24 protein-coding genes are annotated in these 25,806 nt (G+C 67.0%); 18 read left to right on the forward strand and 6 right to left on the reverse strand.

Features of this window, described 5'->3' with window-relative positions; all coding sequences use genetic code 11:
- Window positions 1-4: 4 nt before the first annotated feature.
- The 4 genes from ACXJKM_RS13205 to ACXJKM_RS13220 are packed head-to-tail and all read left to right on the forward strand — an operon-like array spanning window position 5 to window position 3,398.
- Entirely contained in the window at window positions 5-787 is a 783-nt protein-coding gene (locus ACXJKM_RS13205; RefSeq protein WP_056202015.1) for a 3-hydroxybutyrate dehydrogenase, read from the forward strand.
- Between the two features lie 40 nt (window positions 788-827).
- Window positions 828-1,328 (forward strand): cupin domain-containing protein, encoded by a 501-nt coding sequence (locus tag ACXJKM_RS13210; RefSeq protein WP_157281940.1) that lies wholly within the window; start codon window positions 828-830, stop codon window positions 1,326-1,328.
- 52 nt (window positions 1,329-1,380) lie between these two features.
- Window positions 1,381-2,493, forward strand: a complete 1,113-nt coding sequence (locus ACXJKM_RS13215; RefSeq protein WP_056202011.1) for a patatin-like phospholipase family protein — start codon at window positions 1,381-1,383, stop codon at window positions 2,491-2,493.
- Window positions 2,490-3,398 (forward strand): YeeE/YedE thiosulfate transporter family protein, encoded by a 909-nt coding sequence (locus tag ACXJKM_RS13220; RefSeq protein ID WP_056202008.1) that lies wholly within the window; start codon window positions 2,490-2,492, stop codon window positions 3,396-3,398. Before ACXJKM_RS13215 ends, ACXJKM_RS13220 begins: the two co-directional genes overlap by 4 nt.
- 25 nt (window positions 3,399-3,423) lie before the next feature.
- On the opposite strand, the gene ACXJKM_RS13225 is transcribed toward ACXJKM_RS13220, so the two are convergent.
- The 3 genes from ACXJKM_RS13225 to ACXJKM_RS13235 form a co-directional block, all read right to left on the reverse strand.
- Complete coding sequence (locus ACXJKM_RS13225; protein ID WP_056202006.1) at window positions 3,424-4,440, reverse strand: hypothetical protein; 1,017 nt, start codon at window positions 4,438-4,440, stop codon at window positions 3,424-3,426.
- A 62-nt stretch (window positions 4,441-4,502) separates the two neighbouring features.
- Window positions 4,503-6,542 (reverse strand): M3 family metallopeptidase, encoded by a 2,040-nt coding sequence (locus tag ACXJKM_RS13230; RefSeq protein WP_457352843.1) that lies wholly within the window; start codon window positions 6,540-6,542, stop codon window positions 4,503-4,505.
- Between the two features lie 78 nt (window positions 6,543-6,620).
- Window positions 6,621-7,283 carry a hypothetical protein gene (locus tag ACXJKM_RS13235; protein ID WP_157281937.1) on the reverse strand — a complete coding sequence of 221 codons (663 nt, stop codon included), beginning with the start codon at window positions 7,281-7,283 and terminating at the stop codon, window positions 6,621-6,623.
- A 115-nt stretch (window positions 7,284-7,398) separates the two neighbouring features.
- On the opposite strand from ACXJKM_RS13235, the gene ACXJKM_RS13240 reads away from it, so the two are divergent.
- From ACXJKM_RS13240 to argG, 3 genes are read left to right on the forward strand one after another with little or no spacing between them, the layout of a single operon-like run.
- Window positions 7,399-7,959: a YaeQ family protein gene (locus ACXJKM_RS13240; protein WP_056201997.1), complete on the forward strand. Its 561-nt coding sequence runs from the start codon at window positions 7,399-7,401 to the stop codon at window positions 7,957-7,959.
- The gene (locus ACXJKM_RS13245) at window positions 7,956-8,219 is read left to right on the forward strand and encodes a GNAT family N-acetyltransferase (RefSeq protein ID WP_056201994.1); all 264 of its coding nucleotides are present in this window, start codon (window positions 7,956-7,958) and stop codon (window positions 8,217-8,219) included. The genes ACXJKM_RS13240 and ACXJKM_RS13245 overlap by 4 nt, the downstream gene beginning before the upstream one ends.
- A 12-nt stretch (window positions 8,220-8,231) precedes the next feature.
- Window positions 8,232-9,545 carry an argininosuccinate synthase gene (gene argG / locus ACXJKM_RS13250; protein ID WP_457352845.1) on the forward strand — a complete coding sequence of 438 codons (1,314 nt, stop codon included), beginning with the start codon at window positions 8,232-8,234 and terminating at the stop codon, window positions 9,543-9,545.
- 162 nt (window positions 9,546-9,707) lie between these two features.
- On the opposite strand, the gene ACXJKM_RS13255 is transcribed toward argG, so the two are convergent.
- Together ACXJKM_RS13255 and murB are read right to left on the reverse strand one after the other, a co-directional pair.
- A complete protein-coding gene (locus ACXJKM_RS13255) occupies window positions 9,708-10,526 on the reverse strand; it encodes a DNA ligase (protein WP_457352847.1) in 819 nt (272 codons plus the stop codon).
- Window positions 10,523-11,596 carry a UDP-N-acetylmuramate dehydrogenase gene (gene murB / locus ACXJKM_RS13260; protein WP_056201985.1) on the reverse strand — a complete coding sequence of 358 codons (1,074 nt, stop codon included), beginning with the start codon at window positions 11,594-11,596 and terminating at the stop codon, window positions 10,523-10,525. Before murB ends, ACXJKM_RS13255 begins: the two co-directional genes overlap by 4 nt.
- Before the next feature lie 73 nt (window positions 11,597-11,669).
- On the opposite strand from murB, the gene ACXJKM_RS13265 reads away from it, so the two are divergent.
- The 10 genes from ACXJKM_RS13265 (at window position 11,670) to ileS (ending at window position 24,532) form a co-directional block, all read left to right on the forward strand.
- Entirely contained in the window at window positions 11,670-12,158 is a 489-nt protein-coding gene (locus tag ACXJKM_RS13265; protein ID WP_056201983.1) for a YajQ family cyclic di-GMP-binding protein, read from the forward strand.
- Window positions 12,159-12,268: 110 nt separating this feature from the next.
- Window positions 12,269-12,829 (forward strand): retropepsin-like aspartic protease family protein, encoded by a 561-nt coding sequence (locus ACXJKM_RS13270; RefSeq protein WP_457325664.1) that lies wholly within the window; start codon window positions 12,269-12,271, stop codon window positions 12,827-12,829.
- Between the two features lie 56 nt (window positions 12,830-12,885).
- The gene (gene prsT / locus ACXJKM_RS13275) at window positions 12,886-15,690 is read left to right on the forward strand and encodes an XrtA/PEP-CTERM system TPR-repeat protein PrsT (protein WP_082532908.1); all 2,805 of its coding nucleotides are present in this window, start codon (window positions 12,886-12,888) and stop codon (window positions 15,688-15,690) included.
- A 172-nt stretch (window positions 15,691-15,862) separates the two neighbouring features.
- On the forward strand, window positions 15,863-16,771 hold the full coding sequence (locus tag ACXJKM_RS13280; RefSeq protein WP_056201975.1) for a PEP-CTERM sorting domain-containing protein: 909 nt from the start codon (window positions 15,863-15,865) through the stop codon (window positions 16,769-16,771).
- A gap of 145 nt (window positions 16,772-16,916) precedes the next feature.
- Complete coding sequence (locus ACXJKM_RS13285; RefSeq protein WP_457352850.1) at window positions 16,917-18,116, forward strand: acyl-CoA dehydrogenase family protein; 1,200 nt, start codon at window positions 16,917-16,919, stop codon at window positions 18,114-18,116.
- Window positions 18,117-18,132: 16 nt separating this feature from the next.
- On the forward strand, window positions 18,133-19,260 hold the full coding sequence (locus ACXJKM_RS13290; RefSeq protein WP_457352852.1) for an acyl-CoA dehydrogenase family protein: 1,128 nt from the start codon (window positions 18,133-18,135) through the stop codon (window positions 19,258-19,260).
- Between the two features lie 49 nt (window positions 19,261-19,309).
- Window positions 19,310-19,864 (forward strand): DUF3617 domain-containing protein, encoded by a 555-nt coding sequence (locus tag ACXJKM_RS13295; protein WP_056201967.1) that lies wholly within the window; start codon window positions 19,310-19,312, stop codon window positions 19,862-19,864.
- Window positions 19,861-20,598, forward strand: a complete 738-nt coding sequence (locus ACXJKM_RS13300) for a 16S rRNA pseudouridine(516) synthase (protein ID WP_457352854.1) — start codon at window positions 19,861-19,863, stop codon at window positions 20,596-20,598. The genes ACXJKM_RS13295 and ACXJKM_RS13300 overlap by 4 nt, the downstream gene beginning before the upstream one ends.
- A gap of 21 nt (window positions 20,599-20,619) precedes the next feature.
- Window positions 20,620-21,636, forward strand: coding sequence for a bifunctional riboflavin kinase/FAD synthetase (locus tag ACXJKM_RS13305; RefSeq protein WP_056201961.1), 1,017 nt, complete (start codon window positions 20,620-20,622; stop codon window positions 21,634-21,636).
- 73 nt (window positions 21,637-21,709) lie between these two features.
- Window positions 21,710-24,532 (forward strand): isoleucine--tRNA ligase, encoded by a 2,823-nt coding sequence (gene ileS / locus ACXJKM_RS13310; protein WP_056202503.1) that lies wholly within the window; start codon window positions 21,710-21,712, stop codon window positions 24,530-24,532.
- Window positions 24,533-24,656: 124 nt separating this feature from the next.
- On the opposite strand, the gene ACXJKM_RS13315 is transcribed toward ileS, so the two are convergent.
- Entirely contained in the window at window positions 24,657-25,163 is a 507-nt protein-coding gene (locus tag ACXJKM_RS13315) for a hypothetical protein (RefSeq protein ID WP_056201958.1), read from the reverse strand.
- 113 nt (window positions 25,164-25,276) lie between these two features.
- Between ACXJKM_RS13315 and lspA the strand changes: the two genes are divergently transcribed.
- Window positions 25,277-25,771: a signal peptidase II gene (lspA, locus tag ACXJKM_RS13320; RefSeq protein ID WP_056201954.1), complete on the forward strand. Its 495-nt coding sequence runs from the start codon at window positions 25,277-25,279 to the stop codon at window positions 25,769-25,771.
- Window positions 25,772-25,806 lie beyond the last annotated feature (35 nt).

Consider the following 25,806-nt stretch of genomic DNA (forward strand, 5'->3'; position numbering starts at 1 on the left):
CCTCATGTTCATCGGCAAGACCGCCCTCGTCACCGGCTCCACGTCGGGCATCGGCCTCGGGATCGCCCGCTCGCTGGCCGCCCAGGGCGCCAACGTCGTGCTCAACGGCTTCGGCGACCCGCACGACATCGAGAAACTGCGCCTGACCCTGATCGAGCAGCACGATGTGCAGGTGCGCTACGACCCGGCCGACATGAGCCAGCCCGACCAGATCGACCGCATGATGGGCAAGGCGATTGCCGAGTTCGGCGCCATCGACCTGCTCGTCAACAACGCCGGCATCCAGCATGTGGCGCCGGTCGAAGAGTTTCCGATCGACAAGTGGTACGCCATCCTGGCGATCAACCTCAGTGCGGGCTTTCACACCACCCGCCTGGTCGTGCCGGCCATGAAGAAGAAGGGCTGGGGCCGCATCGTCAACGTGGCTTCGGCGCATGCGCTGGTGGCCAGCAAATACAAGTCGGCCTACGTGGCGGCCAAGCACGGCGTGGCTGGCTTCACCAAGACCGTGGCGCTGGAGTTGGCCGAGGCCGGCATCACGGTCAACGCGGTCTGCCCGGGCTATGTGCTGACACCGCTGGTCGAGCAGCAGATCCCCGACACCGCCCGCGCCCGCGGCATCAGCGAGCAGGCCGTCATCCGCGACGTGCTGCTGGCCGCCCAGCCCACCAAGCAATTCGTCACCGTCGAACAGGTCGCGGCGCTGACGTCCTTCCTCTGTTCCGACGACGCCGCCTCCATCACCGGCGCCGTGCTGCCCATCGAGGGCGGCTGGACGGCGCAGTGATTCTTTCCTCCCCTTCCCCCCAACGCTCCAGGAGCATCCCATGAAGACCATCCGCACCCGCACTTCCCGCTTCAGCCACCTCGTGGCCGCCGTTGCCGCCCTCGTCGCCAGCCTGGCAGGCGGCAGCGCGCACGCAGGCGATTGCCCCGCCGACAAGGTCATGGCCAACGCGCTGGCCGACGCCGCCACGGCCCCCATCGGCGTGACCGACACCGAGCTGGCGTCCATCGACCTGGCCAAGGAGAACGTGCACCTGGCCCAGCGCCGCCTGCGCATGCGCCACATGACCATTGCGCCCGGCGGCGTCGTGCCCTTCCACAGCCACGAGGACCGGCCCGCGCTGATCATGGTCAACAGCGGCGAGATCTACGAGAACTCCAGCAAATGCGCCGTGCCCATCCTGCACAAGGCCGGCGACATCTCGCGCGAGTTCCTCGGCACCAAGCACTGGTGGAAGAACAGCACCAACGCGCCCGTCGAGCTGACCATCGCCGACATCGTCAACGACGGCAAGCCCGCCACGATGAAGGAACACATGTAAGCCCGCGCCCCAGCCCGCCGACCCACGCCCACCTACCCAGCCGAGACCCACCATGGCCACCAAGAATGCTTCTCCCACATCGCGTCCGCAGGTCGTCCTGGTGCTCCAGGGCGGCGGTGCGCTGGGCGCCTACCAGGTCGGCGTCTACCAGGCGCTGCACGAAGCCGGCATCGAGCCGGACTGGGTCATCGGCACGTCCATCGGCGCCATCAACGCCGCGCTGATCGCCGGCAACCCACCGGAGCGGCGCATGGAGAGGCTCAACGACTTCTGGCGCCACGTCGAGCAGCAGAACCGCCTGGCCGGGCCGCTGGACTGGCTGGGTATGGGCAACCTGATGGCCAACATGACGACGGTGATGCGTGGCATCCCGGCCTTCTTCGAGCCCAACCTGGCGGCCCTGCGCGGCAGCCAGGCGCAGCTGGGCGTGGACAAGGCGTCCTACTACAGCACCGAGCCGCTGCGCGAGACACTGCGCGGCCTGGTCGACTTCGAGCAACTGCAACGCGGCGGCATGCGCCTCACTGTCGGCGCGGTGAATGTGCGCAGCGGCCAGATGCGCTACTTCGACTCGCGCGAAGAACCCGTCGGCCTGGAGCACGTCATGGCCTCAGGCGCATTGCCGCCGGCCTTCCCGGCCGTCGTCATCGACGGCGAGGCCTACTGGGATGGCGGCCTCTACTCCAACACGCCCATCGAGGCCGTGCTGGACGACAACCCGCGCCGCGACGCGCTGATCTTTGCCGTCAACGTCTGGCACCAGACGGCGCCACAGCCTGAGTCGATCTGGCAGGTGATGGGCCGCCAGAAGGACATCCAGTACGCCAGCCGGGCCGACAGCCACATCACCCGCCAGAAGCAGATCCACCGGCTGCGCCACATCATTCGCGAGCTCGGCGGCCTGCTGTCGCCCGCGCAGCAGCGCGCCGCCAAGGAGCTCACCGCCTGGGGCTGCGGCACCACCATGCACGTGGCTCACCTGCTGGCGCCGCGCATCGAGGGCGAAGACCACACCAAGGACATCGACTTCACGCCCGCCGGCGTCAAGGCGCGCCGCTCCGCAGGCCTGGTGGACGCCCGCCGCATGATCGAACGAGCGCCCTGGCAGGCGCCAGTGGACCCGATCGAGGGCGTCATCGAGCACGTGTTGGAAGAGGCGGCATGAACCCTTTGGCGTTCATCGGCGCCGCGGCCTGCGCGCTGCTGATGGGCGCGGCCATCCAGCGCGGCGCCACCTGTACCGTCGCCGCCGTGGGCGAACTCGTTGACCAGCGCAAGGCCAGCCGCCTGCGCAGCCTGCTGGAAGCCTCGCTGTGGGTGGCCGGCGGACTGCTGTTGTTGCGCCTGCTGCCTCTTCCCCACCCAATCCTGCCCGCGCCCTTTGCACTGACCGTTTGGACGCTGCTGGGCGCCGCTCTGCTGGGCCTGGGCGCCTTCGTCAACCAGGCCTGCGTCTTCGGCGCCATCGCGCGGCTGGGCAATGGCGAGTGGGCCTATCTGGCAACGCCGCTGGGCTTCTATGTCGGCTGCGCCAGCGTGGATGGCCTGTTCGCCGCGGCCCGGCCACAACCGCTGCCGGCTGGCTCCGCGCTGTGGGTGGCACCCGCCGCGCTGGGGCTGGTGTTTGCCGCCTTTGCGTTGTGGCGCGCCTTCATGCGCAGGCGCCAGCCGTGGTGGACGCCGCACACGGCCACCGTCTCCATCGGCCTGAGCTTTTTGGCACTGCTGCTGCTCGAAGGCGCCTGGGCCTACACCGACGCGCTGGCCGAGCTGGCCCATGGCATGACCATGCGCAGCGCCGCGCGCCTGACCCTGTTCGCCTGCCTGCTGGCCGGCGCCATCTTCGGCGGCTGGCACGCCGGGCTGTTGAAAACCCGCCCACCGAGCGCGGCCGGCCTGGCGCGTTGCCTGATCGGCGGCCTGCTGATGGGCTGGGGCAGCCTGCTGATCCCCGGTGGCAATGACGGCCTCATCCTGCTCGGCCTGCCTCTGCTGTGGCCCTACGCCTGGATGGCCTTCGCGACGATGTGCGCCGTCATCGCGCTGGCCCACCAATGGGCCGGCCGCTAAGTCACGCCAACACGCGCGCAGGGCTTCACCGCAACTCGGCCCAGGTCTTCAGCACCTGCGTCTCGTTGATGCCGTCGCCCTGGGTATCCAGTTCCAGGCGGGCCTGGGTCGAGCTGACCGGGGTGATGCGAAGCGTCGAGTTGTCGCTGCCCTTGATCACCCACTGGCCGCTGCTCGGGTAGGCGTCGTTGCCCGTGGCCACGAGGGGCAGGCGCGTCGTGATCAGCACCTGCTTGTCGCCAAAGCGGCTGCTGGCCAGGCCGCCGGCGTAACTGAAGCTGCTTTTCTGGCCGCCGCCCAGCGGTTCGACGCGCAGGGTCAGCTGGGCGTCGATCAGCGTGGTCGAGAACGCCTGGCCGCTCAAGCGACCACTGAGGACGAGACGAGGCGTGGACAGGCTCAGTTCGCTGACGCCGGCAGGCGTCTGGCTCAACGTGAGATTGAGCGTGCCGTCGCCCTGCACGGTGTCCGTGCCGCGGGTGGCGCTGAAGGCGGTCAGCGTCATCGCCAGCGTCGCGCTGTAGCTGTTGCTGTCGAAGACGCCGGTCAATACCTGCAGCCCCAAGCCGATGCGCCCCTGCATGACGGAGCCATCTTCCTTGCAGGCCTGGGCGTCGAGGGTGATGGCATCGCCGACGTCGACGTTGCCGTTGTTGTTGGCATCGCTGATGTTCAACACAACATTGCCGCCCTGGCTGCAGCTGATGGTCTGGCGCAGCTCGATGCCCATCGGCAGCGCAGGCTGAACGCGCGCCTCAAGCACCGTGCGGCGCGCGACGACGATCGCGCGGCGCAACAGGCCTGCCTCGCCGCCGACCTGGGTACCGGTCAGCGTGCCTCCGGTGTTGCCGAGGTAGAAGGCGCTGGACACCGTCGCCTGGCCGATGGCCTCGTAGTTGCTCGCGCTGACTGCCAGCAGCGACGAGTCGGGCGGCGCCGGCAGGTTGGGCACGCCGGCGGTGCCGCCGCCGCCACCGCAGGCGGCGAGGCCGAGCATGCCGGCCAGCACGGGAGCAGACAGGAGGATGCGATGTGTCGACATTTGTTGGAACTCCCTGGATAACGTCGCGACCGCCCGCAATGCGGTCGCGCCAGGGTTTTACATCAGGCGGGCAGCAGACCCCTATCCTTCAACATGGGCTCCACGACCGGGTCACGGCCGCGGAAGGCGCGGAAAGCCTCGCCCGGCTCGCGGCTGTTGCCAGTCGAATAGATGCACTCGCGCAGCCGCGCAGCGACCGCCGCATCGAACACATTGCCGGCCTCGACGAAGGCGTCGAAGGCGTCGCAGTCCAGCACCTCCGCCCACAGGTAGACGTAGTAGCCCGCCGCATAGCCAGCGCTGCTGAACAAGTGCTGGAAGTGCGTCAATCGGTGATTGAGGCCGACCTCGCTGGGCAGCTGCCACTTTTCGAGCGTTTCGCGCTCGAATGCAACCACGTCATCAGGTGCTGCCGGCAGCGCGTGCGCGGCCATGTCGACGAGGGCGCTGGCCGTGTAGCGCAGCGTCTCGTAGCCCTGGCCGAACTGGCGCGCGGCCTGCAGCTTGGCCAGCAGCGCATCGGGCAGCGGCTCGTCGGTCTGCCAGTGACGGGCGAAGGTCTTCAGCACCTGGGGCTCGGCCATCCAGTGCTCGTAGAGCTGGGAGGGCAGCTCGACAAAGTCGCGCAGCACCTGAGTGCCCGCCAGGCGCTCATGCTCGACGCTGGACAGCAGGCCGTGCAGGCCGTGGCCAAATTCGTGGAAGAGCGTGCGCACATCGTCGAAGCTCAGCAGCGTGGGCTCGCCAGCGGCGCCGCGGGCGAAGTTGTTGTTGTTCAGGATGACCGGCGTCGCACCCAGCGCGCGGCTCTGGTTGCGCATCGCGTTCATCCAGGCGCCGCTGCGCTTGGTCGGGCGGGCGAAGTTGTCCTGCAGGAAAAGGCCGCGCAGACTGCCGTCGGCGTTGAAGACCTCATAGGCGCGCACGTCGGCGTGGTAGCCGGCGAGGTCGGGCCGGGCCTTGAATTGCAGGCCGAAGAGCCGGCTGGCGCAGTCGAACATCGCCGCCACCATGCGCTCCAGCGAGAAGTAGGGCTTGACCTCGGCCTCGTCCAGCTCGAAGCGGGCGCGCCTGGCCTGCTCGGCGTAGAAGCGCCAATCCCAGGGCTCAAGTTCATGTGTGGCACCGGCCGCGGCCATGGCACCGAGTACCGCCTCGCGCTCGCGGGCCTGAGCGGCCAGCGCCGGGTGCCAGACGCGCTCCAGCAGGCCCATGACGGCGCCCTGGCTGCGTGCCATGGTGTCTTCCAGCGCATAGTCGGCGTAGCAGGCATGGCCGTGCAGCTTCGCCTGCTCGGCGCGCAGCTCAAGGATCTCGCGGCAGATCTCTCGGTTGTCCGTGTCACCGGTGTCGTCGCCGCGGCCAACCCAGGCACGCCAGGCCTGCTCACGCAGGTCGCGCCGCGCGCTGAAGGACAGGAAGGGCACGATCAACGAGCGCGACAGCGTGATGACGTGGACACCCTCTTGAAGGCCACGGTCGACGGCAGCCTGGCGGGCGGCGGCACGCACGAAGCCGGGCAGGCCGGCGAGCTCCTCCTCGGTCGTCAACCGCAGTTGGTAGCCGCTCTCTGCGGCCAGCACGTTCTGCGCAAAGCGCGTGTTCAGCTCAGCCAGGCGGGCCATCACTGCGGCGTAGCGGGTACGCGCCTCGGGCGCCAGGCGGGCTCCGGCACGCAGGAAGTCCAGATGCACGCGCTCCAGCAGCCGGCGCTGCTCGGGCGTCAGCCCCAGGCGCTCGCGCTGTTCGAACAAGGCGTCGACCCGGGCAAACAAGCCCTGATGCATGTAGATGGCGCTGCCATGTTCGGCCAGCGGCGCGGCTAGGGCGCGCTGCACGGCCTGCAGCTCGGGCGAGGTGGCCGAGGCAGCCAGGGTGTAGAAGAGGTGTTCGAGCCGGGTGAGCTGGCGGCCGCCGGCGTCGAAGGCGGCCACGGTGTTGGCAAAGTCCGGCGCCGCGGCCTGCGCCGCGATGGCGTCGATCTCGGCGCGGTGGGCAGCCAGCGCGGCGTCGAAGGCAGGTTGGAAATGCGCCGGGGTGATGTCGGCGAAGGGCGGCAGGCCGTGTGGGCCGGCCCAGTCGTGCAGCAGCGGGTTGCTCATGCAAAGTCCTTCAGAAAACAAAAAGGGCCGCTTCCTGCCGGAGGCGGCCCGCTTGCAAGGGTCAGTGAACGGCGCGGATCACTTGCCCGCGGCCGCCTTTTCCTTGCGGATGGCCTTCTCGTCGTTCTCGTCGTAGGCCTTGTTCTGGCACTCGGCCTTCCACTTGTCGTTGCCGTCGAAGTGCTTCTCGGTGCGCTCTTCGAGCGCCTTGAACTGGGCATCCAACGCGTCCACCTTGTCAGAGAAGCCCTTGCGCTTGATGCCTTGCTCGGCATCCGCGGCCTTGACGGCCTCGACCGCCGTGCCGAAAGCTGTGGTGCGCGCCGTATAGGCGTCGTTGCGAGCCTTCAGTTCGGCCTTCTCGAGCTTGGGGGCCTCGGCCGTCAGCGCCTCGTGCGCCTTCAGGATGGCTTCCTTCTCGGCCTTCACGTCGGCGATCTGCTTGCCCAGCACGGCCTCGGCGGCCTCAAGGGTGGCCTTCTCCGACTTGAGTTTGTCGGCATTGGCCTTGTAGGAAGCCTGCTCGGCCTTGATGGCCTCGGCTTCCTTGCTGTTGTTGTCCTGCTGGGTGATGCAGGCGCGCAATTCGTCGCGCGACATCAGTTTGGCCTTGGGCTTCTCGACAACCGGGTTGCTGACCTTGTTGTTCTTCGGGTCGACCTTGGCCTTGGAATTGGTGGTGACTTGTGCCTGGGCGGAGACAGCGAGACCCAAGGCCAACGTAAGAAGAATGCGTTTCATGAAGAGGGCGCAACCGGGTTGCGAAGGTTCAAAGCGGGAGGCGGAATGATGCCACGAGGCTTCGCCGCGATAATCCTCGGCTGCTCTTCGTTACAGGGGCCCCGGCCCCTTCCCCATGGCGCTCAAAGCCACCATCCACAAAGCCCAGCTGCAGATCGCCGACATGGACCGCCATGTCTACGGCGACCACGCCCTCACGATCGCCCGCCACCCGAGCGAGACCGACGAGCGCATGATGATCCGCGTGCTGGCCTATGCACTGAATGTGCCGGCCGACGATCTCAACGGCCGGCTCGAATTCACCAAGGGCCTGTCCGACGTGGACGAACCCGATCTCTGGCAACCCGACCTGACGGGCGAGCTGCAGCACTGGATCGACCTCGGCCAGCCCGACGAACGCCGTCTGATGAAGGCCCATGGCCGCGCCCGCCGCGTCAGCGTCTACAGCTTCGCATCCAGCACGCCGGTGTGGTGGAGCGGCATCGAAAACAAGCTGACGCGCGCGCCACGCCTGGCCGTATGGCAGATTCCCGCCGAGCAGTCCCAGGCCCTGGCAGCCCTGGCCGAACGCAGCATGCAGCTGCAGATCAGCATCCAGGACGGCAGCGTCTACGTGTCGACCGCCAGCGCATCGGTGGAGGTCCACCCGGTTGCCCTGAAGGCACCCACCGAATGACACCCCGGCACGAACCCGGCCACCAGCGCTTCACGCTGCCGACCACGCCCCTCAGCGTGCTCGACTACGAGCTGAGCGCTGGCCGCGTCGTGTTCACCCACACCGGCGTGCCGCCGGCCTATCGTGGCCAAGGTCTCGCCGCCAAGTTGGTTGAGGCCGGCCTGCAATGGGCCCGCGCAGAAGGCCTCAAGGTCGTGCCCGCCTGCAGCTACGTCCAGCTCTACATCCAGCGCCACCCCGAGTGGCAGAACCTCGTCTAAGAGACCCTCACCATGTCCACGATCCTGCAATCCGTTCCCGTTGGCCAGAAGGTCGGCATCGCTTTCTCCGGTGGCCTCGACACCTCCGCAGCCCTGCATTGGATGAAGCTCAAGGGCGCCCTGCCCTACGCTTACACGGCCAACCTCGGCCAGCCCGACGAGCCGGACTACGACGAAATCCCCCGCAAGGCCATGCTGTACGGCGCCGAGAAGGCCGTTCTTGTCGACTGCCGCGCCCAGTTGGTCGCCGAAGGCATTGCCGCGCTGCAGGCCGGTGCCTTTCACATCAGCACCGCCGGCGTGACCTACTTCAACACGACGCCCATCGGCCGCGCCGTGACCGGCACCATGCTGGTGGCGGCCATGCAGGCCGACGGCGTCAACATCTGGGGTGACGGCTCGACCTACAAGGGCAACGACATCGAGCGCTTCTACCGCTACGGCCTGCTGACCAACCCGGCGCTGAAGATCTACAAGCCCTGGCTGGACCAGACCTTCATCGATGAACTGGGCGGCCGCGCCGAGATGTCGGCCTTCATGACCGAGAAGGGCTTCGCCTACAAGATGAGCGCGGAGAAGGCCTATTCGACCGACTCCAACATGCTGGGCGCCACGCACGAGGCCAAGGACCTGGAGCATCTGAACAGCGGCATCAAGATCGTCAATCCCATCATGGGCGTGGCGTTCTGGCGCGATGACGTCGTCGTCAAGGCCGAAGCCGTGTCGGTACGCTTCGAGGAAGGCGTGCCCGTGGCGCTGAACGGCGTCGAGTACCGCGATCCGGTGGCCCTGCTGGCCGAGGCCAACGTCATCGGCGGCCGCCATGGCCTGGGCATGAGCGACCAGATCGAGAACCGCATCATCGAGGCCAAGAGCCGCGGCATCTACGAGGCTCCGGGCCTGGCGCTGCTGCACATCGCCTACGAGCGTCTCGTCACCGGCATCCACAACGAAGACACCATCGAGCAGTACCGCGACAACGGCCGCAAGCTCGGCCGCCTGCTCTATCAGGGCCGCTGGTTCGACCCGCAGGCCATCATGCTGCGCGAGGCCGCCCAGCGCTGGATCGCCCGCGCCGTCACCGGCGAGGTGGCCATTGAGCTGCGCCGCGGCAACGACTATTCGCTGCTGGACACCCAGAGCCCCAACCTGACCTATGCGCCCGAGCGCCTGAGCATGGAAAAGGTCGAAGGCGCCTTCAGCCCCGCCGACCGCATCGGCCAGCTGACGATGCGCAATCTCGACATCAGCGACACGCGCGGCAAGCTGGGCATCTATACCGGTGTCGGCCTGCTGGCCGGCGGTGGCCTGCCCAAGCTCGAGTGATTTCCCGCTGAGGGCTGGCGAGGCCCTGGTGAATACTGTATAAATCAACAGTATTCGCTTTTGAGGAGCCCGCCATGCACAGCCAGTACCGCCAGAACTACGTCCCCGGCCGCCCGCTGCCTCTGTGGTTGCAGAAGCTGCTGAGCTGGCTTTGACAAGCCTTCAGAACGCCTCGGCCACCCGCAGGAAGCTCGCAAAGCGCGGCTTGCCACTCGGCGTCAGGTCGCGATAGCGATAGGTGACAGTCGAGCCGATGGGCGGCGGGTCGCGGCGTTGGGCGTCGCTGAAGCCGGTGCCCAGCTTGAAGCGCTGGCCCTCGGGTGTCTGCAACTCCAGTGCTCCCAGCTGACCCGCCAGCCGTCCCTTGCCCGGCTCATGGCCGACAACAACGGCTTCAGCATCCTCCAGTGGCTTGAGCTTGAGCAGCAGATCGCTGCGGCCCGAGGCCAGCGGCGCGTTGGCCCGGTGCAGCATCAGGCCCTCGCCACCGGCGTCGACCACCTGCTTGAGCCTGGCCCGAAGTTCGGCGTTGGAGTTGAGGCGCTGCTGCTGCACCGGCATGACGACGCCGCCGGCCATCGTCGCGAGCTTGGCCGCGCGCCGTTCGAAATCTCCGTCGCCCGCTGGCAGCTCGAAGACGCGATAGCTGACGAGCCGCCATTCGGCGTCCACCGGCTCGGTGCGCCGTACGGCCGCCGATAGCGCATCAAAGCTGCGCCGCCCCATCCACAGTTCACCGTCGAGCGGCTGCCTGGGAAGTTCGGCCAGGAACCAGGCCGGCGCAGCGACGGTGCGACCGCTGCGGAACTTCAAAGCCTGCCCATCCCACAACGCCCGCACGCCATCGAACTTCTCGCTGACGAGATAGGGCCGCGGGTCGATGCCGGCCGGCGCATTGCGCGCTAGCAGCGGCTCCAGCGCCCAAGCTGGAAGCCCGGCAGCCCCCAGCAGGCCCAAGAGTGCACGCCGGGTTAGCCTCATAGGACGACCGGCTCCGGCTCCAGCCGGATGCCAAAGCGCCCGTAGACGCTCTCCTGGATGGCCCGTGCCAGCGTCACGACTTCCGCGCCGCGCGCGTCCGCCTTGTTGACCAGCACCAAGGCTTGTTTTTCGTAAACCGCCGCTCCGCCCACTGTCTTCCCCTTCCAGCCGCAGGCGTCGATCATCCACCCGGCGGCCAGCTTCACGCTTCCGTCGGGCATGGGATAGTGAACGATGCCGGGGTCGCGGCCAATGATGTCGCGGCACTGCTCGGCCGTGACGACCGGGTTCTTGAAGAAGCTGCCGGCATTGCCGATGACGGCAGGGTCGGGCAGCTTGGCGCGGCGCACGGCGCAGATCCAGTCGTAGATCTGGCGCGCATCCGGCGCGGTGATGCCGGTCTCGGCCATCTTGCGTTCAATTTCGAGGTAACCGAGCACCGGCTGCCAGGGCCGGGGCAGGCGAAAGCGCACACGGGTGATGACGCTCTTGCCCGCCAGACCGCCGAAGTCGCTGTGCTTGAACACGCTGTCGCGGTAGCCGAAGCGGCAGACCTCCGCCGGCAGCAGGGCCGGCCGCCCGGTGATGAGATCCATGACCTCGACGGCCTCCAGCCGGTCCTTGACCTCGATACCGTAGGCGCCGATGTTCTGCACCGGTGCGGCCCCCACCGTGCCGGGGATCAGCGCCATGTTCTCCAGGCCTGGGTAGCCGTGGTCCAGCGTCCAGGTGACCAGCTCATGCCAGACGACGCCGGCACCTGCCTCGACGATCCAGGCGTCGTCGCGCGCTTCCAACAGCCGGATGCCGGTAATTTCCACCTTCAGCACGACGGCATCGACATCCTTGGTCAAGACGAGGTTGCTGCCGCCGCCCAGCACGAACTTGGGCGCACGGCCCAGTTCGGGGTGATCGACGACGCGGCGGACGTCGGCCGCCTCGCGGATGCGCACCAGGCGCTTCGCCACGGCCGGCAGGCCGAAGGTGTTGTAGGGCTTGAGATTGACGTCCGCCTCGATATGGAGGGGGAGCGGCACTCCGTTCGAGGGGGTCTGTAACTGCGTGGACATGGGACAATTTTTGGATGGTTTGCGCGGCGCGCAAACAGCAAAATTTTCGCCGATTCATCTACCGACCTCCCAAATGCCCAGCTTCGACACTGTTCTCGAGCCCGATCACGTCAAGATCCGCAATGGCGTGGACAACGCCATCAAGGAAATCGGCACCCGTTTTGACTTCAAGGGCACGGGCGCCAAGGTCGAGCTCAAGGACAAGGAAATCCACGCCACGGGCGACAGCGAGTTCCAGCTGGAGCAGATCGAGGCTGTGTTGTACGGCAAGCTGACCAAGCAGGACGTGGTGATCAGCTTCCTCGACAAGGCCGAGAAGATCGAAAAGCTCGGTGGCGACAAGGTGCGCCAGGTCTACAAGATCAAGGAAGGCATCGAGGCAGCGCTGGCCAAGAAGATCGTGAACTCGCTGAAGGAAAGCAAGCTCAAGGTCCAGGCCAGCATCCAGGGTGATGCCGTGCGCGTGACCGGCAAGAACCGCGACGACCTGCAGACCGGCATCGCCCACCTGAAGAAGAACTTCAGCGACACGCCGCTCACCTACAACAATTTCCGCGATTGAGCATGCGCCGCTTTACGGGGCTCATTGCGCCCCTTCTCCTGTTGCTGGCCACGAGCCGCGCCCCGGCGCAGCCGCTGCCACCCCCGCCATCGCAGGTCCAGCTCAATGGCATGCTGGGATCACGCGCGGCCCTGTTGGTCATCGACGGTGAGCCGCGCACTGTCGAGGTCGGCGCCATGGTCAAGGGCGTCCGGTTGATCTCACTGGAGGATGGTCGCGCCGTCGTGGAATACGGCGGTCGGCGCCAGGCTCTCGCCCTCGGCGCCGCACCGGGCCGAGTGCTTGCGCAGAATGCCGCGCCGCCGCGCCAGATCGTGCTGCCCGTAGGCCCCGGCGGACATTTCACGACGCTGGGCATGATCAACGGCCAGGTCACGAGCTTCCTCGTCGACACCGGGGCGACCAGCATCTCCATCGGCCAGATCGAGGCCGAAAAGCTGGGCCTGCGCTATATGTACGGCAGGCGCATCGTCACCCAGACGGCCAATGGCGTCGTGCCGGCCTATCAGCTCCAGTTGGCGAGCGTGCGCATCGGCAGCGTCGAGGTTCGCGACGTCGAGGCCATCGTCATCCCCGGCCTGATGAGCCATGTGCTGCTTGGCAACAGCTTTCTGAACCGCTTCCAGATGCGGCGCGAGAACGACGTCATGACTTTGGAGCTGCAGCACTGATAGCAGCGGGCGGCTTCTGCAAGAATCCGGCGCCCCTCCCTAGCCGGTCCGCCTCGATGCCCCTTCAACCCGCCTTGCTGTCTGGCCTGCTGGCCGCCCTGTTGATTGCCGGCGCCCCCGCCGCGCTCGCCCAGGACGCCGCCAAGGCCTCGCGCTTCTACGAAGACGCTCTGCAGCGGTATGAAAAGCGGGACATTCCCGGCGCCATCGTGCAGCTGAAGAACGCGCTGCAGGCCGACAAGAGCCAGCTCTCGGTCCACGTGCTGCTGGGCAAGGCCTTGCTGGCCGACAGCCAGCCGGCGGCGGCCGAATTCGAGCTGGGCGAGGCCATCCGCATGGGCGTCAACCGCGCCGAGGTTGCCGTCGCCCTGGTCATGGCGCTGAATGCCCAGGGCAAGCAGTCCCAGGCGCTGGAGGACCCACGCATTCAGCCCGCCGGCCTGCCATCCGGCATCCAACAGCAGCTCATGCTGGAGCGCGCTCTGGCTCAGTCCGATATGGGCGATACCAAGGCCGCACTGGCAAGCGTGCTGGATGCACGTGCGCTGAACACCAGCGACGTGAACAGCTGGATCGCCGAAGTCCCGCTGCGGGTGCGCGGGCGCCAGTTCAACGAGGCCCATGCCGCGGCCGACCAGGCACTCAAGCTCTCACCCGACAACGCCGAGGCTCTCTATCAAAAGGCATCCGTCTTCCATGCCAACGGCCAGGTCGCCCCGGCGCTGGCCGGCTATGAGCGTGCCCTCAAGGCCCAGCCCAAGCATGCCGAATCCCACCTGGGCCGCGCCGGCCTGCTGATCGACCTGAACCGCGACGCCGAGGCGCTGGCCGAGGTCAACGAGCTCCAGACCATCAAGCCCAACGATCCGCGCGGCGCCTATCTGCGTGCTGTGCTGGCCGAGCGCGCCAACGACGCGCCCACTTCACGGGCCGCGTTGAAACGGATCACCGACCTGCTGGACCCCGTCCCCATCGAGTACATCCGCTACCGCACCCAGTTGCTGATGCTCAACGGCCTGGCGCACTACAGCCTGGGCGAGCTGGAAAAGTCCAAGCCCTTCCTGGAACTGGCCTCCCGCCAGCAACCCGGCAGCCCTCTCGTCAAGCTGCTGGCCCAGGTCGCATTGAAGGAACCCAACGTCAACCGCGCCGTCGAATTGCTGGACGCCTACGTGAAGGCCCGGCCGGGCGACGGCCAGGCATTGCTGATGCTGGCTTCCGCCCACATGAGCCAGGGGCGGCACTCGCGCGCCGTCGCGCTGATGCAGGACGCGATCAAGGCCAAGGATTCGCCGGAGTACCGCACGGCTTTGGGCCTGTCCCTGCTGCAAAGCGGGAAGGCGACACCCGCAGCCGACGAACTTGCCAAGGCCTACAAGAGCGACCCCAAGCAGACCTATGCCGGGCTGGCGCTGGTCACCCTGTATCTGCGCGAAGGCCAGGCCCCCAAGGCCCTGGCCGTGGCCGATACCCTGGCGCGCGCCAACCCGAACAATGCAACCGTCCTCATGGTCCAGGCCTATGCCAAGACCCAGGCGGGCGACTATCCCGGCGGACGCTCCGGCTATGAGAAGGCGCTCAAGCTCGATCCGCAGCTGATGGAGGCCCGCCTGGGCCTGGTTCGCATCGACACCGTGACTGGCAATTTCGAAGCCGCCAACAAGCGGCTGCGGGAAGTTCTGAAAAATGACGAGCGCAATACCAATGTGCTGTTCGAACTGGCCCTGCTGAACGAACTGTGGGGCAAGGACGACGAGGCACTCAAATGGCTGGAAAGTGCCGCAGAGGCCAGCAGCGCCCGCGAAACGCGCGCCAATTTCGCCCTCGTCGCCTGGCACCTGCGCAAAGGCCAGCCGGCCCGCGCGGTCGACGCGGCCAAGTTCTTGCTGGCCAAGCTGCCCGAGGATGTCGAAGCCCTGCAGGCCTATGCCAGCGCCCAGGCTGCCAACGGCGACGCGGCCGGGGCCAAGACCACATTGACCAATGCCGCCCGCCGCGCCGCCTTCGATGCACCGCGCCTGCTGGAAGTCGCGCGCCAGCAAGTCGGCATCAAGGACTACGCCGGCGCTGCCTACAGCCTTGACAAGGCTCTGAGCGGCAACCCCGACTATCTGCCGGCCCAGGCCATGCTCGCCAGCATCGAGCTGACGCAGGGCGATGCGGCGAAGTCGGAGCAGCGCGCCAAACAGGTCATCCAGGCAGCGCCCAAGTCGGCGCTCGGCTACAACCTGCTTGCCGAAGTCGCCACCTACCGGGGCCAGGCCACGGCCGCCATCGACGCGCTGCGCAAGGCCCATGACATCGAGAAATCCCAGGCCAGCCTGGTGCGTTTGATGCGCGCCGTCGGCAACCAGAGTGGTCCCAAGGCCGCCGTCGAGCTGGGAGACGCCTGGCTCAAGCGCAGCCCCAGCGACCTCGCGGTGCGCAACGCCGTCGCTGTGCAGCACTTGCACGCGCGCGACTTCGCCGCTGCGCGCAAGCAGTACGAAGCCATCCTGAAGCAGCGTCCCAACCATGCCGAAACGCTGAACAACCTCGCCAACGTGCTGATGGAGTCGAAAGACCCCGGCGCCTTGGAGATGGCCGAGCGCGCCTACAAGGTCGACATCCGCAACCCCATGTTGATGGACACCGCCGGTTGGGCCAACCACCTCGCCGGGAAACCCGATCGCGCGTTGCAATTGCTGCGCGACGCCCGCCTGCGCGCGCCCGACAACCCCGACATTCGCTACCACCTTGCCGCGGTGCTCGCCAAGGCGGGGCGCAGCGGTGAAGCGCGCGAGGAACTCCGCGCCGCTTTGCGCACCGTGAGTTTTGCCTCGGCCGAGGACGCCAAGAAATTGCTGGCCACCCTCAACTGAGGGGGCGAAAGGCCTTATTTGGCTGTCGGTTGTTCTTACAATTTCCAACAGTCACCACCCTGATCAAATTGGCAAGACATTGAAAGTCAAGGAGTTTTCTGGTTTGGCATCAAGCTTGCTAGAAACCTCTCGAATGCGAATAAAAGCTGGTGACAGCCCAAAAGGAAAACCGATGAAAGCCCAAAAGTCCCGCTGGATTGCCCTGAGCGCCCTCGTCGCCGGCTTGAGCCTGGCTTCGAGCGCCCAAGCCTACTGGGGCCTGGACACCACGCCCACCACCACGGTCGGCGATAGCGGCAACGCCGCCTACACGGTTCAGATGTCGGGCTTCTACGCCTCCAACGACGTCAACAACAAGGTCAATGGCAACTGGACCAGCAGCGCGCTGACCCAGTTCGCGGGCAACGGCCAGGGCATGTACACCGGCACCGACAACGGCTCGCCCTATCACGCATTGGACAATAACCAGAATACCGAGGCGGTGCTGTTGAGCTTCAGCGCTTCGACCGTGCTGAGCAGCGTCGGCCTTGGCTTCACGTCCAACGTCGAGATCAGCTGCAAGAACACCACCACGCAGGCGATGACGTACCAGAACGGCGGCACCTGCGGTGCAGGTACCACGCAAGTCGGCACCGGCCTGGTTGATGTGTCCGTGTTCCGCTGGACCGGTGCCGCAGCGCCCACGCTGACTGGCGCTGCAGCCGGCACGATGGCTGGCTGGGAACTGGTTGGCAACTATGGCGACATGGTTCAGGACACCAGCAATCCCTACAACTCGGTCAACGGCGCCGGCAAGACGTCCAGCTGGTGGCTGATTAGCGCCTACAACTCCGGTTTTGCTCAGACGGCCGGTGGCGCCAACAGCATCGCGACCGAAAACCGCGCCACGCTGACCAATGGCGACGATTTCTTCAAGCTCTACGCCGTGGCCGGCACCAAGTGCACGCAAGCCGTCGATTCCAAGGGCGTCTGCGGTGGCACCAACCTCAAGCTGCCCGAGCCCGCCTCGCTGGCCCTGACCAGCGTCGCTCTGGTCGGTGTCGCCGGCCTGCGTCGCCGCAAGGCAAAGCTCGCCGCCTGATCCGAGTCATCTCGACTGAAAGCCGCCTCCGGGCGGCTTTCTGCTTTCTGGAAACCAGCTCGCTGTTCTGTCCCAGGCCGGACAGCCAGGATGCGAACGACCGTGCTAAAAGCCGGGTATTCCCATCACGACAATACGGCGAGACATGGACCTCAACTTCACCGATGCGGAGCTGGCCTTCCGCGCCGAGGTGCGCGACTGGGTGCGCGCCAACCTGCCGGCCGATATCGCCCACAAGGTACGCAACGCGCTGCGCTTGAACAAGGACGATCTGCAGCGCTGGGCCAAGATCCTCGGCGCCAAGGGCTGGCATGGCTGGGCCTGGCCCAAGCAGTTCGGCGGCCCAGGATGGAACGCCGTGCAGCGCCATCTGTTCGAAGAGGAATGTGCGCTGGCCTGCGCGCCGCGCATCGTGCCCTTCGGCCCGGTCATGGTCGCGCCGGTCATCATGGCCTTTGGCACGCCGGAGCAGCAGCAGCGCTTCCTGCCCGGCATCATGAGCGGCGAGGTCTGGTGGAGCCAGGGCTATAGCGAACCCGGTTCGGGCTCTGACTTGGCTTCGTTGAAGTGCCGCGCCGAGCGCCAGGGCGACAAGTTCATCGTCAACGGCCAAAAGACCTGGACGACGCTGGGCCAGTACGGCGACTGGATCTTCTGCCTGGTGCGCACATCGACCGAAGGCAAGCCGCAGACCGGCATCTCATTCCTGTTGATCGACATGAAGACGCCCGGCGTCAGCGTCAAGCCCATCATCATGCTCGACGGCGAGCACGAGGTGAACGAGGTCTGGTTCGACAACGTCGAGGTGCCCGCCGAGAACCTGATCGGCGAGGAAAACAAGGGCTGGACCTATGCCAAGCACCTGCTCTCCCACGAGCGCACCAACATCGCCGACGTGAACCGCGCCAAGCGCGAACTCGAGCGGCTCAAGCGCATCGCCAAGGCCGAAGGCCTCATGGACGACCAGCGCTTCCGCGACCAGATCGCGCTGTGCGAAGTCGACGTCGTCGCGTTGGAGATGATGGTGCTGCGCGTGCTTTCGGGCGAGCGCACCGGCAAGCAGCCGCTGGACGTCGCGGGCCTGCTCAAGATCCGCGGCAGCGAACTGCAGCAGCGCTACACCGAGCTGATGATGCTGGCCGGTGGCCCGCTGGCCCTGCCCTATGTGCACGAGGCCATGGAGGCCGGCTGGCAAGGTGACCAGTGGCTGGGCGGTGCCTGGATCGGCGGCGCCACGCACGCCATCCCGCTGACCGGCAACTACCTGAACGTCCGCAAGACGACGATCTACGGCGGCTCGAACGAAGTGCAACGCAACATCGTCGCGCAGACGGTGCTTGGCTGAGCGGGAGACAGGACAAATGGATTTCGATTTCAGTGAAGACCAGGAAGCCCTGCGCGACGCGGTGCGCCGCTTTGTCGACAAGGACTACGCCTTCGAGCGCCGAACAAAGATCGAGCGCGCTGGCGGTTTCGACCGCGCCGCCTGGGACGGCCTGGCGGGCCTGGGCCTGACCGCGCTGGCAGTGCCTGAGGCACACGGCGGCATGGGCTTCGGCGCCGTCGAGGCGATGGTGGTCATGGAAGAGCTCGGTCGCGGCCTCGTCATGGAGCCGGTGGCGCAGGGCGCGCTGATCGCACCGGCGCTGCTCGGACGCGCGCCCGATGAACTGCAGGCCGCCTGGCTGCCACGCATCGCCGGTGGCGAGGCCCTCGTCGTGCTCGCGCACCAGGAAGCCAAATCGCGCTACCGCCTGAATCAGGTAGCCACGCGCGCCGTCGACGGCAAGCTGACCGGCGTGAAGAGCCTGGTGCCGGCTGGCGACGTCGCCGACGCCTTCATCGTGCCGGCCCGCGTGTCCGGCACCGACGACGCCCCGCACGGTGTTGCCCTCTACCTCGTTGAGCGCTCGGCGGCTGGCGTGCACACGCGGCCCTATTCGCTCTATGACGGCTCGCGCGCGGCCGAGGTCCACTTCGACAACACGCCCGCCCAGCTCATCGCCGGTCCCGACCAAGGCCTGGCCCTGCTGGAACTGGCCGCCGACATCGGCATTGCCGCGCAGGCTGCCGAGGCCATCGGCGTCATGGAGAAGTACCTCGCGCTGACCGTCGAGTACATGAACACGCGCAAGCAGTTCGGCGTCGTGATCTCCAGCTTCCAGGCGCTCAAGCACCGTATCGCCGACGTGAAGATGCAGCTCGAACTGGCCCGCTCGATGAGCTACTACGCCACACTGCGCCTGGGCGACACGCCCGCCGTGCGCCGCCGCGCGCTGTCGCAGGCCAAGGTGCAGCTTGGCAACTCGATGCGCTTCGTTGGCCAGCAGTGCACCCAGCTGCACGGCGGCATCGGCGTCACCGACGAGTACGCCGGCAGCCACTACTTCAAGCGCCTGACCGTCATGGAGATGCAATGGGGCGACACCATGCATCACCTGGGTCAGGTCAGCCAGAGCATGTTGGATACTGCGGGCGTGTTTGCCTGAGCGTGAAGGAGCCAAGGTCTCACCACGCTTTCATTCGGGAGACCTTGCCATGATCGCTGCTCGCTGTATTGCCCTTTCCCTGGTCGCGCTGGCGACTTCCGCCTCGGCCCAGATGATGAAGCCGGGCCTGTGGGAGATGAAACAAACCACCCAGGTCGACCCCGAGCGCAAGGCGCAGATGGAAAAGGCCCAGAAGGCCATGGAGAGCATGCCCCCGGCTCAGAAGCAGATGATGCAGGAGATGATGGCCAAGCGCGGCGTCAGCATGGATTTCGCGGGTGGTGCGGTCACTGTCAAGAGCTGCCTCACCGAGGAGCAGGTCAAGCGCGACCTCACGCCCTCTCATCCGGCCGGCAACTGCACCCACGATGTCCGCCGCAGCGGCAATGTCATCCACAGCCATTTCGTCTGCACCGACCCGGCCACCGAGGGTGAGGGCACGACCACCTTGCAAGGCAACACCGCCTTCACCAGCGACGTCAAGCTGACCCGCCAGCGCGACGGCAAGACCGTGACCACGGCCGTCAGCGGCGAAGGCCATTGGATCAGCGCCGACTGCGGCAACATCCAGCCCATTCAGGCTCGGCCCAAAGCCACGCCGTGAAGCAGCGGCTCTCACAGATCCTCTTCAGCCAGGGCTTCGGAACGCGGCGCCTGTGCGCAGGGCTGGTATGGAACGGCGAGGTGTCGGTCAACGGCGAAGTCGTCGACGACCCGGAGGCCGAGTTCGAGACTCAAGGCATGCGCTTCACGGTCGGTGGCCTGGAGTGGCCCTGCTACGACAAGGCACTGATCCTGCTGAACAAGCCGGCCGGCTACGAATGCTCGCAAAAGCCCAAGCACCACCCCAGCGTGCTCAGCCTGCTGCCAGCGCCGCTGCGCGAGCGCGGCGTGCAGCCCATCGGTCGGCTCGATGAAGACACGACCGGCCTGCTGCTGCTGACCGACGACGGCACCTTGATCCACAAGCTGACCTCGCCCAAGCACCATGTGCCCAAGGTCTACGAAGCGCGCTGCAAGCATCCGCTGACGGCGACCATGGTCGAGCAGTTGCTGGCCGGCGTCGAGCTGAAGGAGCCAGAGAGCAAGCTTCCGGCCAAGTTCCAGCGACCGCCCGAGATCAGCAAGGCCGAAGGCGCCGAGATCGCCGACGAGACGCTGCTGCGGCTGACCCTTGTCGAAGGGAAATACCACCAGGTCAAGCGCATGGTCGCGGCCGTCGGCAACCGCGTCGAGGCCCTGCACCGGCCGCAGTTCGGCGCGCTGACGCTGCCGGCCGACCTGGCGCCCGGCCAATGGCGCTGGGTGGCGAGCCCTGCGGAGGTCTGGGGCCAATGACGCAGCGGGGACAATGAGCCCATGCGAGTTTTCAGAGGCTTCCACCACCCCGGCATCGCACCTGCCTGCGCACTGACCATCGGCAACTTCGACGGCGTGCACCGTGGGCACCAGGCCATGCTGGCACTGCTGCAGTCCGAGGCCCGCCACCGCGGGCTGCCGACCTGCGTGCTGAGCTTCGAGCCGCATCCGCGCGACTTCTTCGCCGCCAAGGCCCACAAGCCCGAACTCGCGCCCGCCCGCATCGCCAATCTGCGCGACAAGCTCGTGGAGCTGGAGCGCTGCGGTGTCGACCAGGTCGTCATCCTGCGCTTCGACGAGGCCCTGGCCTCACTGCCGGCGCCGGACTTCATCCGCCAGGTGCTTGTCGACGGCCTGGGCGCTCGCTATGTGCTGGTCGGTGACGACTTCCGCTTTGGTGCCAAGCGCCAGGGCGACTATGCGACGCTGGATGCCGCCGGCCAGGCGCGCGGCTTCGACGTGGCCCGCATGATGAGCTACGAGGTGCACGGCCTGCGCGTCAGCAGCTCGGCCGTGCGCGAGGCGCTGGCCGCGGGCGACATGGCGGCCGCCGCGGCGCTGCTGGGTCGGCCCTATGCCATCTCGGGCCACATCACGCACGGGCGCAAGCTGGGCCGCCAACTGGGCGAGAGCGCCCCCGGCGCGGCCGACGGCTTTCGCACCTTGAACCTGCGCTTCGACCATGACAAGCCGGCCGCCCAGGGCATCTTCGCGGTGCTGGTGCATGGCCTGACGCCCGAGCCGCTGCCGGGCGTCGCCAGCCTGGGCCGGCGGCCCACCGTCGAAGATGCCGGCCGCGTGCTGCTGGAGGTGCATTGCCTGCGGTGGCCCCTCGGCCCCGAGGGGGGCTACGGTAAACTCGCCCGCGTGGAACTGCTGCACAAACTTCGCGACGAAGCCAGGTACGACGGGCTTGAAGCGCTCACGGCTGCCATCGCAGCCGACACGGCGGCGGCGCGCGCCTTCCTGGCCACCCACGCCGCCCAGCGACGCCAGACCACGCGCGACCGAATTTGAAGCGGCTCCCCGCCGCTCTTCGCTCCGCCCTCCCCGCTTCTTGATCGCCAGGCACGCCGCCTGGCCGCATGCCATGACCACCCCGGACTACCGCTCCACGCTCAACCTGCCCGACACGCCCTTCCCGATGCGCGGCGACCTGCCCAAGCGCGAACCGGGCTGGGTCAAGGCCTGGGACGAGCAAGGCCTGTACAAGCGCCTGCGCGACGCCCGCTGCGGCGCGCCGAAGTTCGTGCTGCACGACGGCCCGCCTTATGCCAATGGCCAGATCCACATCGGCCACGCGGCCAACAAGATCCTCAAGGACATGATCGTCAAGGCGCGCCAGCTGGCGGGCTTCGACGCGGCTTACATCCCAGGCTGGGACTGCCACGGCCTGCCGATCGAGAACCAGATCGAGAAGACCTTCGGTCGCGGCTTGCCGCGCGACGAGGTGCAGGCCAAGAGCCGCGCCTACGCCACCGAGCAGATCGACGGCCAGCGCACGGACTTCAAGCGCCTGGGCGTGCTGGGCGAATGGGACAACCCGTACAAGACGATGAACTACGCCAACGAGGCCGGCGAGATCCGCGTGCTGAAGCGGATGTTCGAGCGCGGTTTCGTCTACCGCGGCTTGAAGCCTGTGTACTGGTGCTTCGACTGCGGCTCGTCCCTGGCCGAGTTCGAGATCGAGTACGCGGACAAGCAGTCGCCGGCCGTCGATGTGGCCTTCCTGTCGGCCGAGCCCGAGAAGCTGGCCGCCGCGTTTGGCGTGGCGCCGCTGACGAAGGACGCCTTCACCGTCATCTGGACGACCACGCCCTGGACCATCCCCGCCAACCAGGCGCTCAACCTGAACCCCGAGCTGCCCTACGCGCTGGTCGACACGGCCAAGGGCTACTTCGTCGTCGCAGAGGCGCTGGTGGAGAAGTGCCTGGCGCGCTGGCAGCTCGAAGGCAGCGTCGTCGCCGTGGTGCCAGGCCGCAAGCTGGAGCTGCAGAAGTTCAAGCATCCGCTGGCCCACGTCGACCCCGGCTATGACCGCGAAAGCCCGGTCTACCTGGCCGACTACGCGACTGCCGAAGACGGCACCGGCGTCGTCCACTCCGCACCCGCCTATGGCCTGGACGACTTCCAGTCCTGCGTCGCCCACGGACTGGCCTTCGACGACATCCTCAACCCCGTGCAGGGCAACGGCGCCTACGCCGCCGACCTGCCGCTGTTCGGCGGCCAGCACATCTGGAAGGCCAACCCCGTCATCGCCCAGGCGCTGCAGGACGCCGGCCGCCTGATGGCGCAAAGCAAGCTGACCCACAGCTACCCACACTGCTGGCGGCACAAGACGCCGGTCATCTACCGTGCGGCGGCGCAGTGGTTCGTGCGCATGGATGAGGGCGACGGCTTGTTCACGACGAACAAGGCGCCCGACAGCCTGCGCAAGACCGCGCTGGCCGCTATCGAAGCCACCAGCTTCTACCCCGAGAACGGCCGCGCCCGCCTGCACGACATGATCGCCGGCCGTCCCGACTGGTGCATCTCCCGCCAGCGCAGCTGGGGCGTGCCGCTGCCTATCTTCCTGCACAAGGACACGGGCGAGGCGCATCCGAAGACGCTGGAGTTCATCGAGCGCGCGGCCCAGCTGGTGGAGCAGAACGGCATCGAGGCCTGGTCCAAGCTCGACGCCGTCGAGTGGCTGGGTGCTGAGGCGGCCCAGTACACCAAGGGCAACGACATCCTCGACGTCTGGTTTGACTCCGGCTCCACCTTCGAGCATGTGCTCAAGGGCAGCCACCAGGGAGCGGGCCACGACAGCGGCCCCGAGGCCGACCTTTATCTCGAAGGCCACGACCAGCACCGCGGCTGGTTCCATTCGTCGCTGCTGATCGCCTGCGCCCTCTATGGCCGCGCGCCCTACCGGGGGCTGCTGACGCACGGCTTCGTCGTTGACGGCCAGGGCCGCAAGATGAGCAAGTCCATGGGCAACGTCGTCGCGCCGCAAGCCGTGTCGGACAAGTTCGGCGCCGAGATCCTGCGCCTGTGGACGGCCGCAACCGACTACTCGGGCGACCTCGGCCTGGACGAAAAGATCCTGGCCCGCGTCGTCGACAGCTACCGCCGCATCCGCAACACGCTGCGCTTCCTGCTCGCCAACGTCAGCGACTTCGACCCGGCAACGGACACGGTCGCACCCGGCGATCTGCTGGAAGTCGACCGCTACGCGCTGGCTCGTGCCGCCGAATTGCAGGCCGACATCCTGAGCCACTTCGAGCGCTACGAGTTCCACCCGGTGGTGTCGAAACTCCAGGTCTACTGCTCCGAGGACCTCGGCGCCTTCTACCTGGACGTGCTGAAGGACCGCCTCTACACGACCGCGCCCAAGAGCCTGGCCCGCCGATCCGCACAGACGGCGCTGTGGCAGATCACGCACGCCATGCTGCGCTGGATGGCGCCTTTCCTCAGCTTCACGGCCGAGGAGGCTTGGACGATCTTCGGCAAGGGCGAGAGCATCTTCACGGAGACCTATTGGGACTTCGGCAAGACGGATTTAGCGCTGCTGGCCAAATGGCATCGCATCCACGAGATCCGCGATGAGGTCAACAAGGCCATCGAGGCGGTGCGCACGACGGGTGCTGTCGGCGCCTCGCTGCAGGCCGAACTGGTGCTCAAGGTAAACGAGCAGGACCAGATGCTGTTGGCCAGCCTGGGTGACGACCTGCGCTTCGTCTTCATCACGTCGGCCGTGCGCTTGGCATCAGCAGGCGAACTGGGCGTCGTCGTCACGCCCAGCGCCCATGCCAAGTGTGAGCGCTGCTGGCACTACCGCGCCGACGTCGGCAGCATTGCGGCTCACCCGACGCTCTGCGGGCGCTGCGACAGCAACCTCTACGGCGCGGGCGAGACCCGCACCGTCGCGTAAGCACGCGCTGGTTTTTGACGCGGACCGACGCCGGGCCGTCCCAAGTCGGCCCGCAGGCGATGTGCATGCGGCTCAATGCCGCATGCATCGCCGTCCCCTCGGGGGCTGAGGCCGGACGAGGGGCTCACGGGAACGCAGGCACGTTCGGCTCCATCCCCTCGAAGTGCGCTTCGGGGTGGGTGCGAGCCAGCAGTTCCTCGATCTCGGTGATGCGCGAGCGAGGCACGTCGACGATGAGCAGGTATTGGCCTTGCTCGATGGCCGCCTCGAAGCGTTTCAAGCGCCGGCTCGGCGTGGAGCTGCCGATCATGCTGGACGACCAGGTGCCCAGCATGGCGCCTACGGCCGCCAGGCCGATGACGACCGCCGCCGGAGAGGCCGCGCTGATCGCCAGGGCCGCCGCAACGCCGCCCGCGGCGCCGAGGCCGGAGCCGATCAGCGCGCCGTTCTGGGCCGCCTCGACCAGGTCAGAGGTCTGCAGCACATTGGCCGCGTGAAGACCGTCCATCGCGGCACCTTCGGCGGCGACGAAATGGATGTGGTGTTCGGTGATGCGGGCGAGCAACAGCTCGTCCATCGTGCGCCGCGCGCTGCTCAGGTGGGGCAGCAACCAGTAGATGCGCTTTCGCATGGGATCCTCCAGCGAGCAGGGAGAGTTCCGCTTCTACGCCGCTTCTCCTGCGCCTACAAGCCCCGGCTCGGCGGCAAGTTACATTGGCGGCCCTCGCCTCGCGACCCCATTCCATGCCTTCTCGCTCGTCGTCCTCGTCCTCCGGCCTGACTTCCTGGCTGCTGATTGCCGCCCTCATCATCCTGGCCGACCAGCTCACCAAGGTGCTCATCCTGCGCACCTTCCAGCTCGGTGACGTGCACCCAGTCACCAGCTTCTTCGACGTCGTGCGCGCCCACAACTTCGGCGCCGCTTTCAGCTTCCTGCATGGCGCCTCCGGCTGGCAACGCTGGTTCTTCCTCGGCCTGGGCCTGGCCGCGGCCGGCTTCATCATCTGGATGCTGCGCCGCCACGGCCACCAGAAGCTGTTCGCTTGGGCGTTGACGCTGATTCTGGGTGGCGCGCTAGGCAATGTCATCGACCGCGCCATCCACGGCTACGTCGTCGACTTCATCCAGGTTCACGCTCGAAGCTGGTATTTCCCTGCTTTCAACGTCGCCGACAGCGCCATCACCGTCGGCGCCATCCTGCTGATCCTGGACGAATTGCGCCGAGTGCGCCGCGGTTGAACCTGCGCGGCGCGGCCGCGCAGTAGTTCACGGGC

The organism is Roseateles sp. P5_D6 (genome assembly GCF_054049415.1).

Coding starts and splice junctions, on each gene's coding strand:
- ACXJKM_RS13215 (WP_056202011.1), top strand. CDS start 1,381: ATGGCCACCAAGAATGCTTCTCCCACATCGCGTCCGCAGGTCGTCCTG.
- ACXJKM_RS13295 (WP_056201967.1), top strand. CDS start 19,310: ATGATCGCTGCTCGCTGTATTGCCCTTTCCCTGGTCGCGCTGGCGACT.
- lspA (WP_056201954.1), top strand. CDS start 25,277: ATGCCTTCTCGCTCGTCGTCCTCGTCCTCCGGCCTGACTTCCTGGCTG.
- argG (WP_457352845.1), top strand. CDS start 8,232: ATGTCCACGATCCTGCAATCCGTTCCCGTTGGCCAGAAGGTCGGCATC.
- murB (WP_056201985.1), bottom strand. CDS start 11,596: ATGTCCACGCAGTTACAGACCCCCTCGAACGGAGTGCCGCTCCCCCTC.
- ACXJKM_RS13280 (WP_056201975.1), top strand. CDS start 15,863: ATGAAAGCCCAAAAGTCCCGCTGGATTGCCCTGAGCGCCCTCGTCGCC.
- ACXJKM_RS13285 (WP_457352850.1), top strand. CDS start 16,917: ATGGACCTCAACTTCACCGATGCGGAGCTGGCCTTCCGCGCCGAGGTG.
- ACXJKM_RS13245 (WP_056201994.1), top strand. CDS start 7,956: ATGACACCCCGGCACGAACCCGGCCACCAGCGCTTCACGCTGCCGACC.
- ACXJKM_RS13205 (WP_056202015.1), top strand. CDS start 5: ATGTTCATCGGCAAGACCGCCCTCGTCACCGGCTCCACGTCGGGCATC.
- ACXJKM_RS13230 (WP_457352843.1), bottom strand. CDS start 6,542: ATGAGCAACCCGCTGCTGCACGACTGGGCCGGCCCACACGGCCTGCCG.
- ACXJKM_RS13210 (WP_157281940.1), top strand. CDS start 828: ATGAAGACCATCCGCACCCGCACTTCCCGCTTCAGCCACCTCGTGGCC.
- ACXJKM_RS13220 (WP_056202008.1), top strand. CDS start 2,490: ATGAACCCTTTGGCGTTCATCGGCGCCGCGGCCTGCGCGCTGCTGATG.
- ACXJKM_RS13270 (WP_457325664.1), top strand. CDS start 12,269: ATGCTGGGATCACGCGCGGCCCTGTTGGTCATCGACGGTGAGCCGCGC.
- ileS (WP_056202503.1), top strand. CDS start 21,710: ATGACCACCCCGGACTACCGCTCCACGCTCAACCTGCCCGACACGCCC.
- ACXJKM_RS13305 (WP_056201961.1), top strand. CDS start 20,620: ATGCGAGTTTTCAGAGGCTTCCACCACCCCGGCATCGCACCTGCCTGC.
- ACXJKM_RS13255 (WP_457352847.1), bottom strand. CDS start 10,526: ATGAGGCTAACCCGGCGTGCACTCTTGGGCCTGCTGGGGGCTGCCGGG.
- ACXJKM_RS13290 (WP_457352852.1), top strand. CDS start 18,133: ATGGATTTCGATTTCAGTGAAGACCAGGAAGCCCTGCGCGACGCGGTG.
- ACXJKM_RS13265 (WP_056201983.1), top strand. CDS start 11,670: ATGCCCAGCTTCGACACTGTTCTCGAGCCCGATCACGTCAAGATCCGC.
- ACXJKM_RS13235 (WP_157281937.1), bottom strand. CDS start 7,283: ATGAAACGCATTCTTCTTACGTTGGCCTTGGGTCTCGCTGTCTCCGCC.
- ACXJKM_RS13225 (WP_056202006.1), bottom strand. CDS start 4,440: ATGTCGACACATCGCATCCTCCTGTCTGCTCCCGTGCTGGCCGGCATG.
- ACXJKM_RS13240 (WP_056201997.1), top strand. CDS start 7,399: ATGGCGCTCAAAGCCACCATCCACAAAGCCCAGCTGCAGATCGCCGAC.
- prsT (WP_082532908.1), top strand. CDS start 12,886: ATGCCCCTTCAACCCGCCTTGCTGTCTGGCCTGCTGGCCGCCCTGTTG.
- ACXJKM_RS13315 (WP_056201958.1), bottom strand. CDS start 25,163: ATGCGAAAGCGCATCTACTGGTTGCTGCCCCACCTGAGCAGCGCGCGG.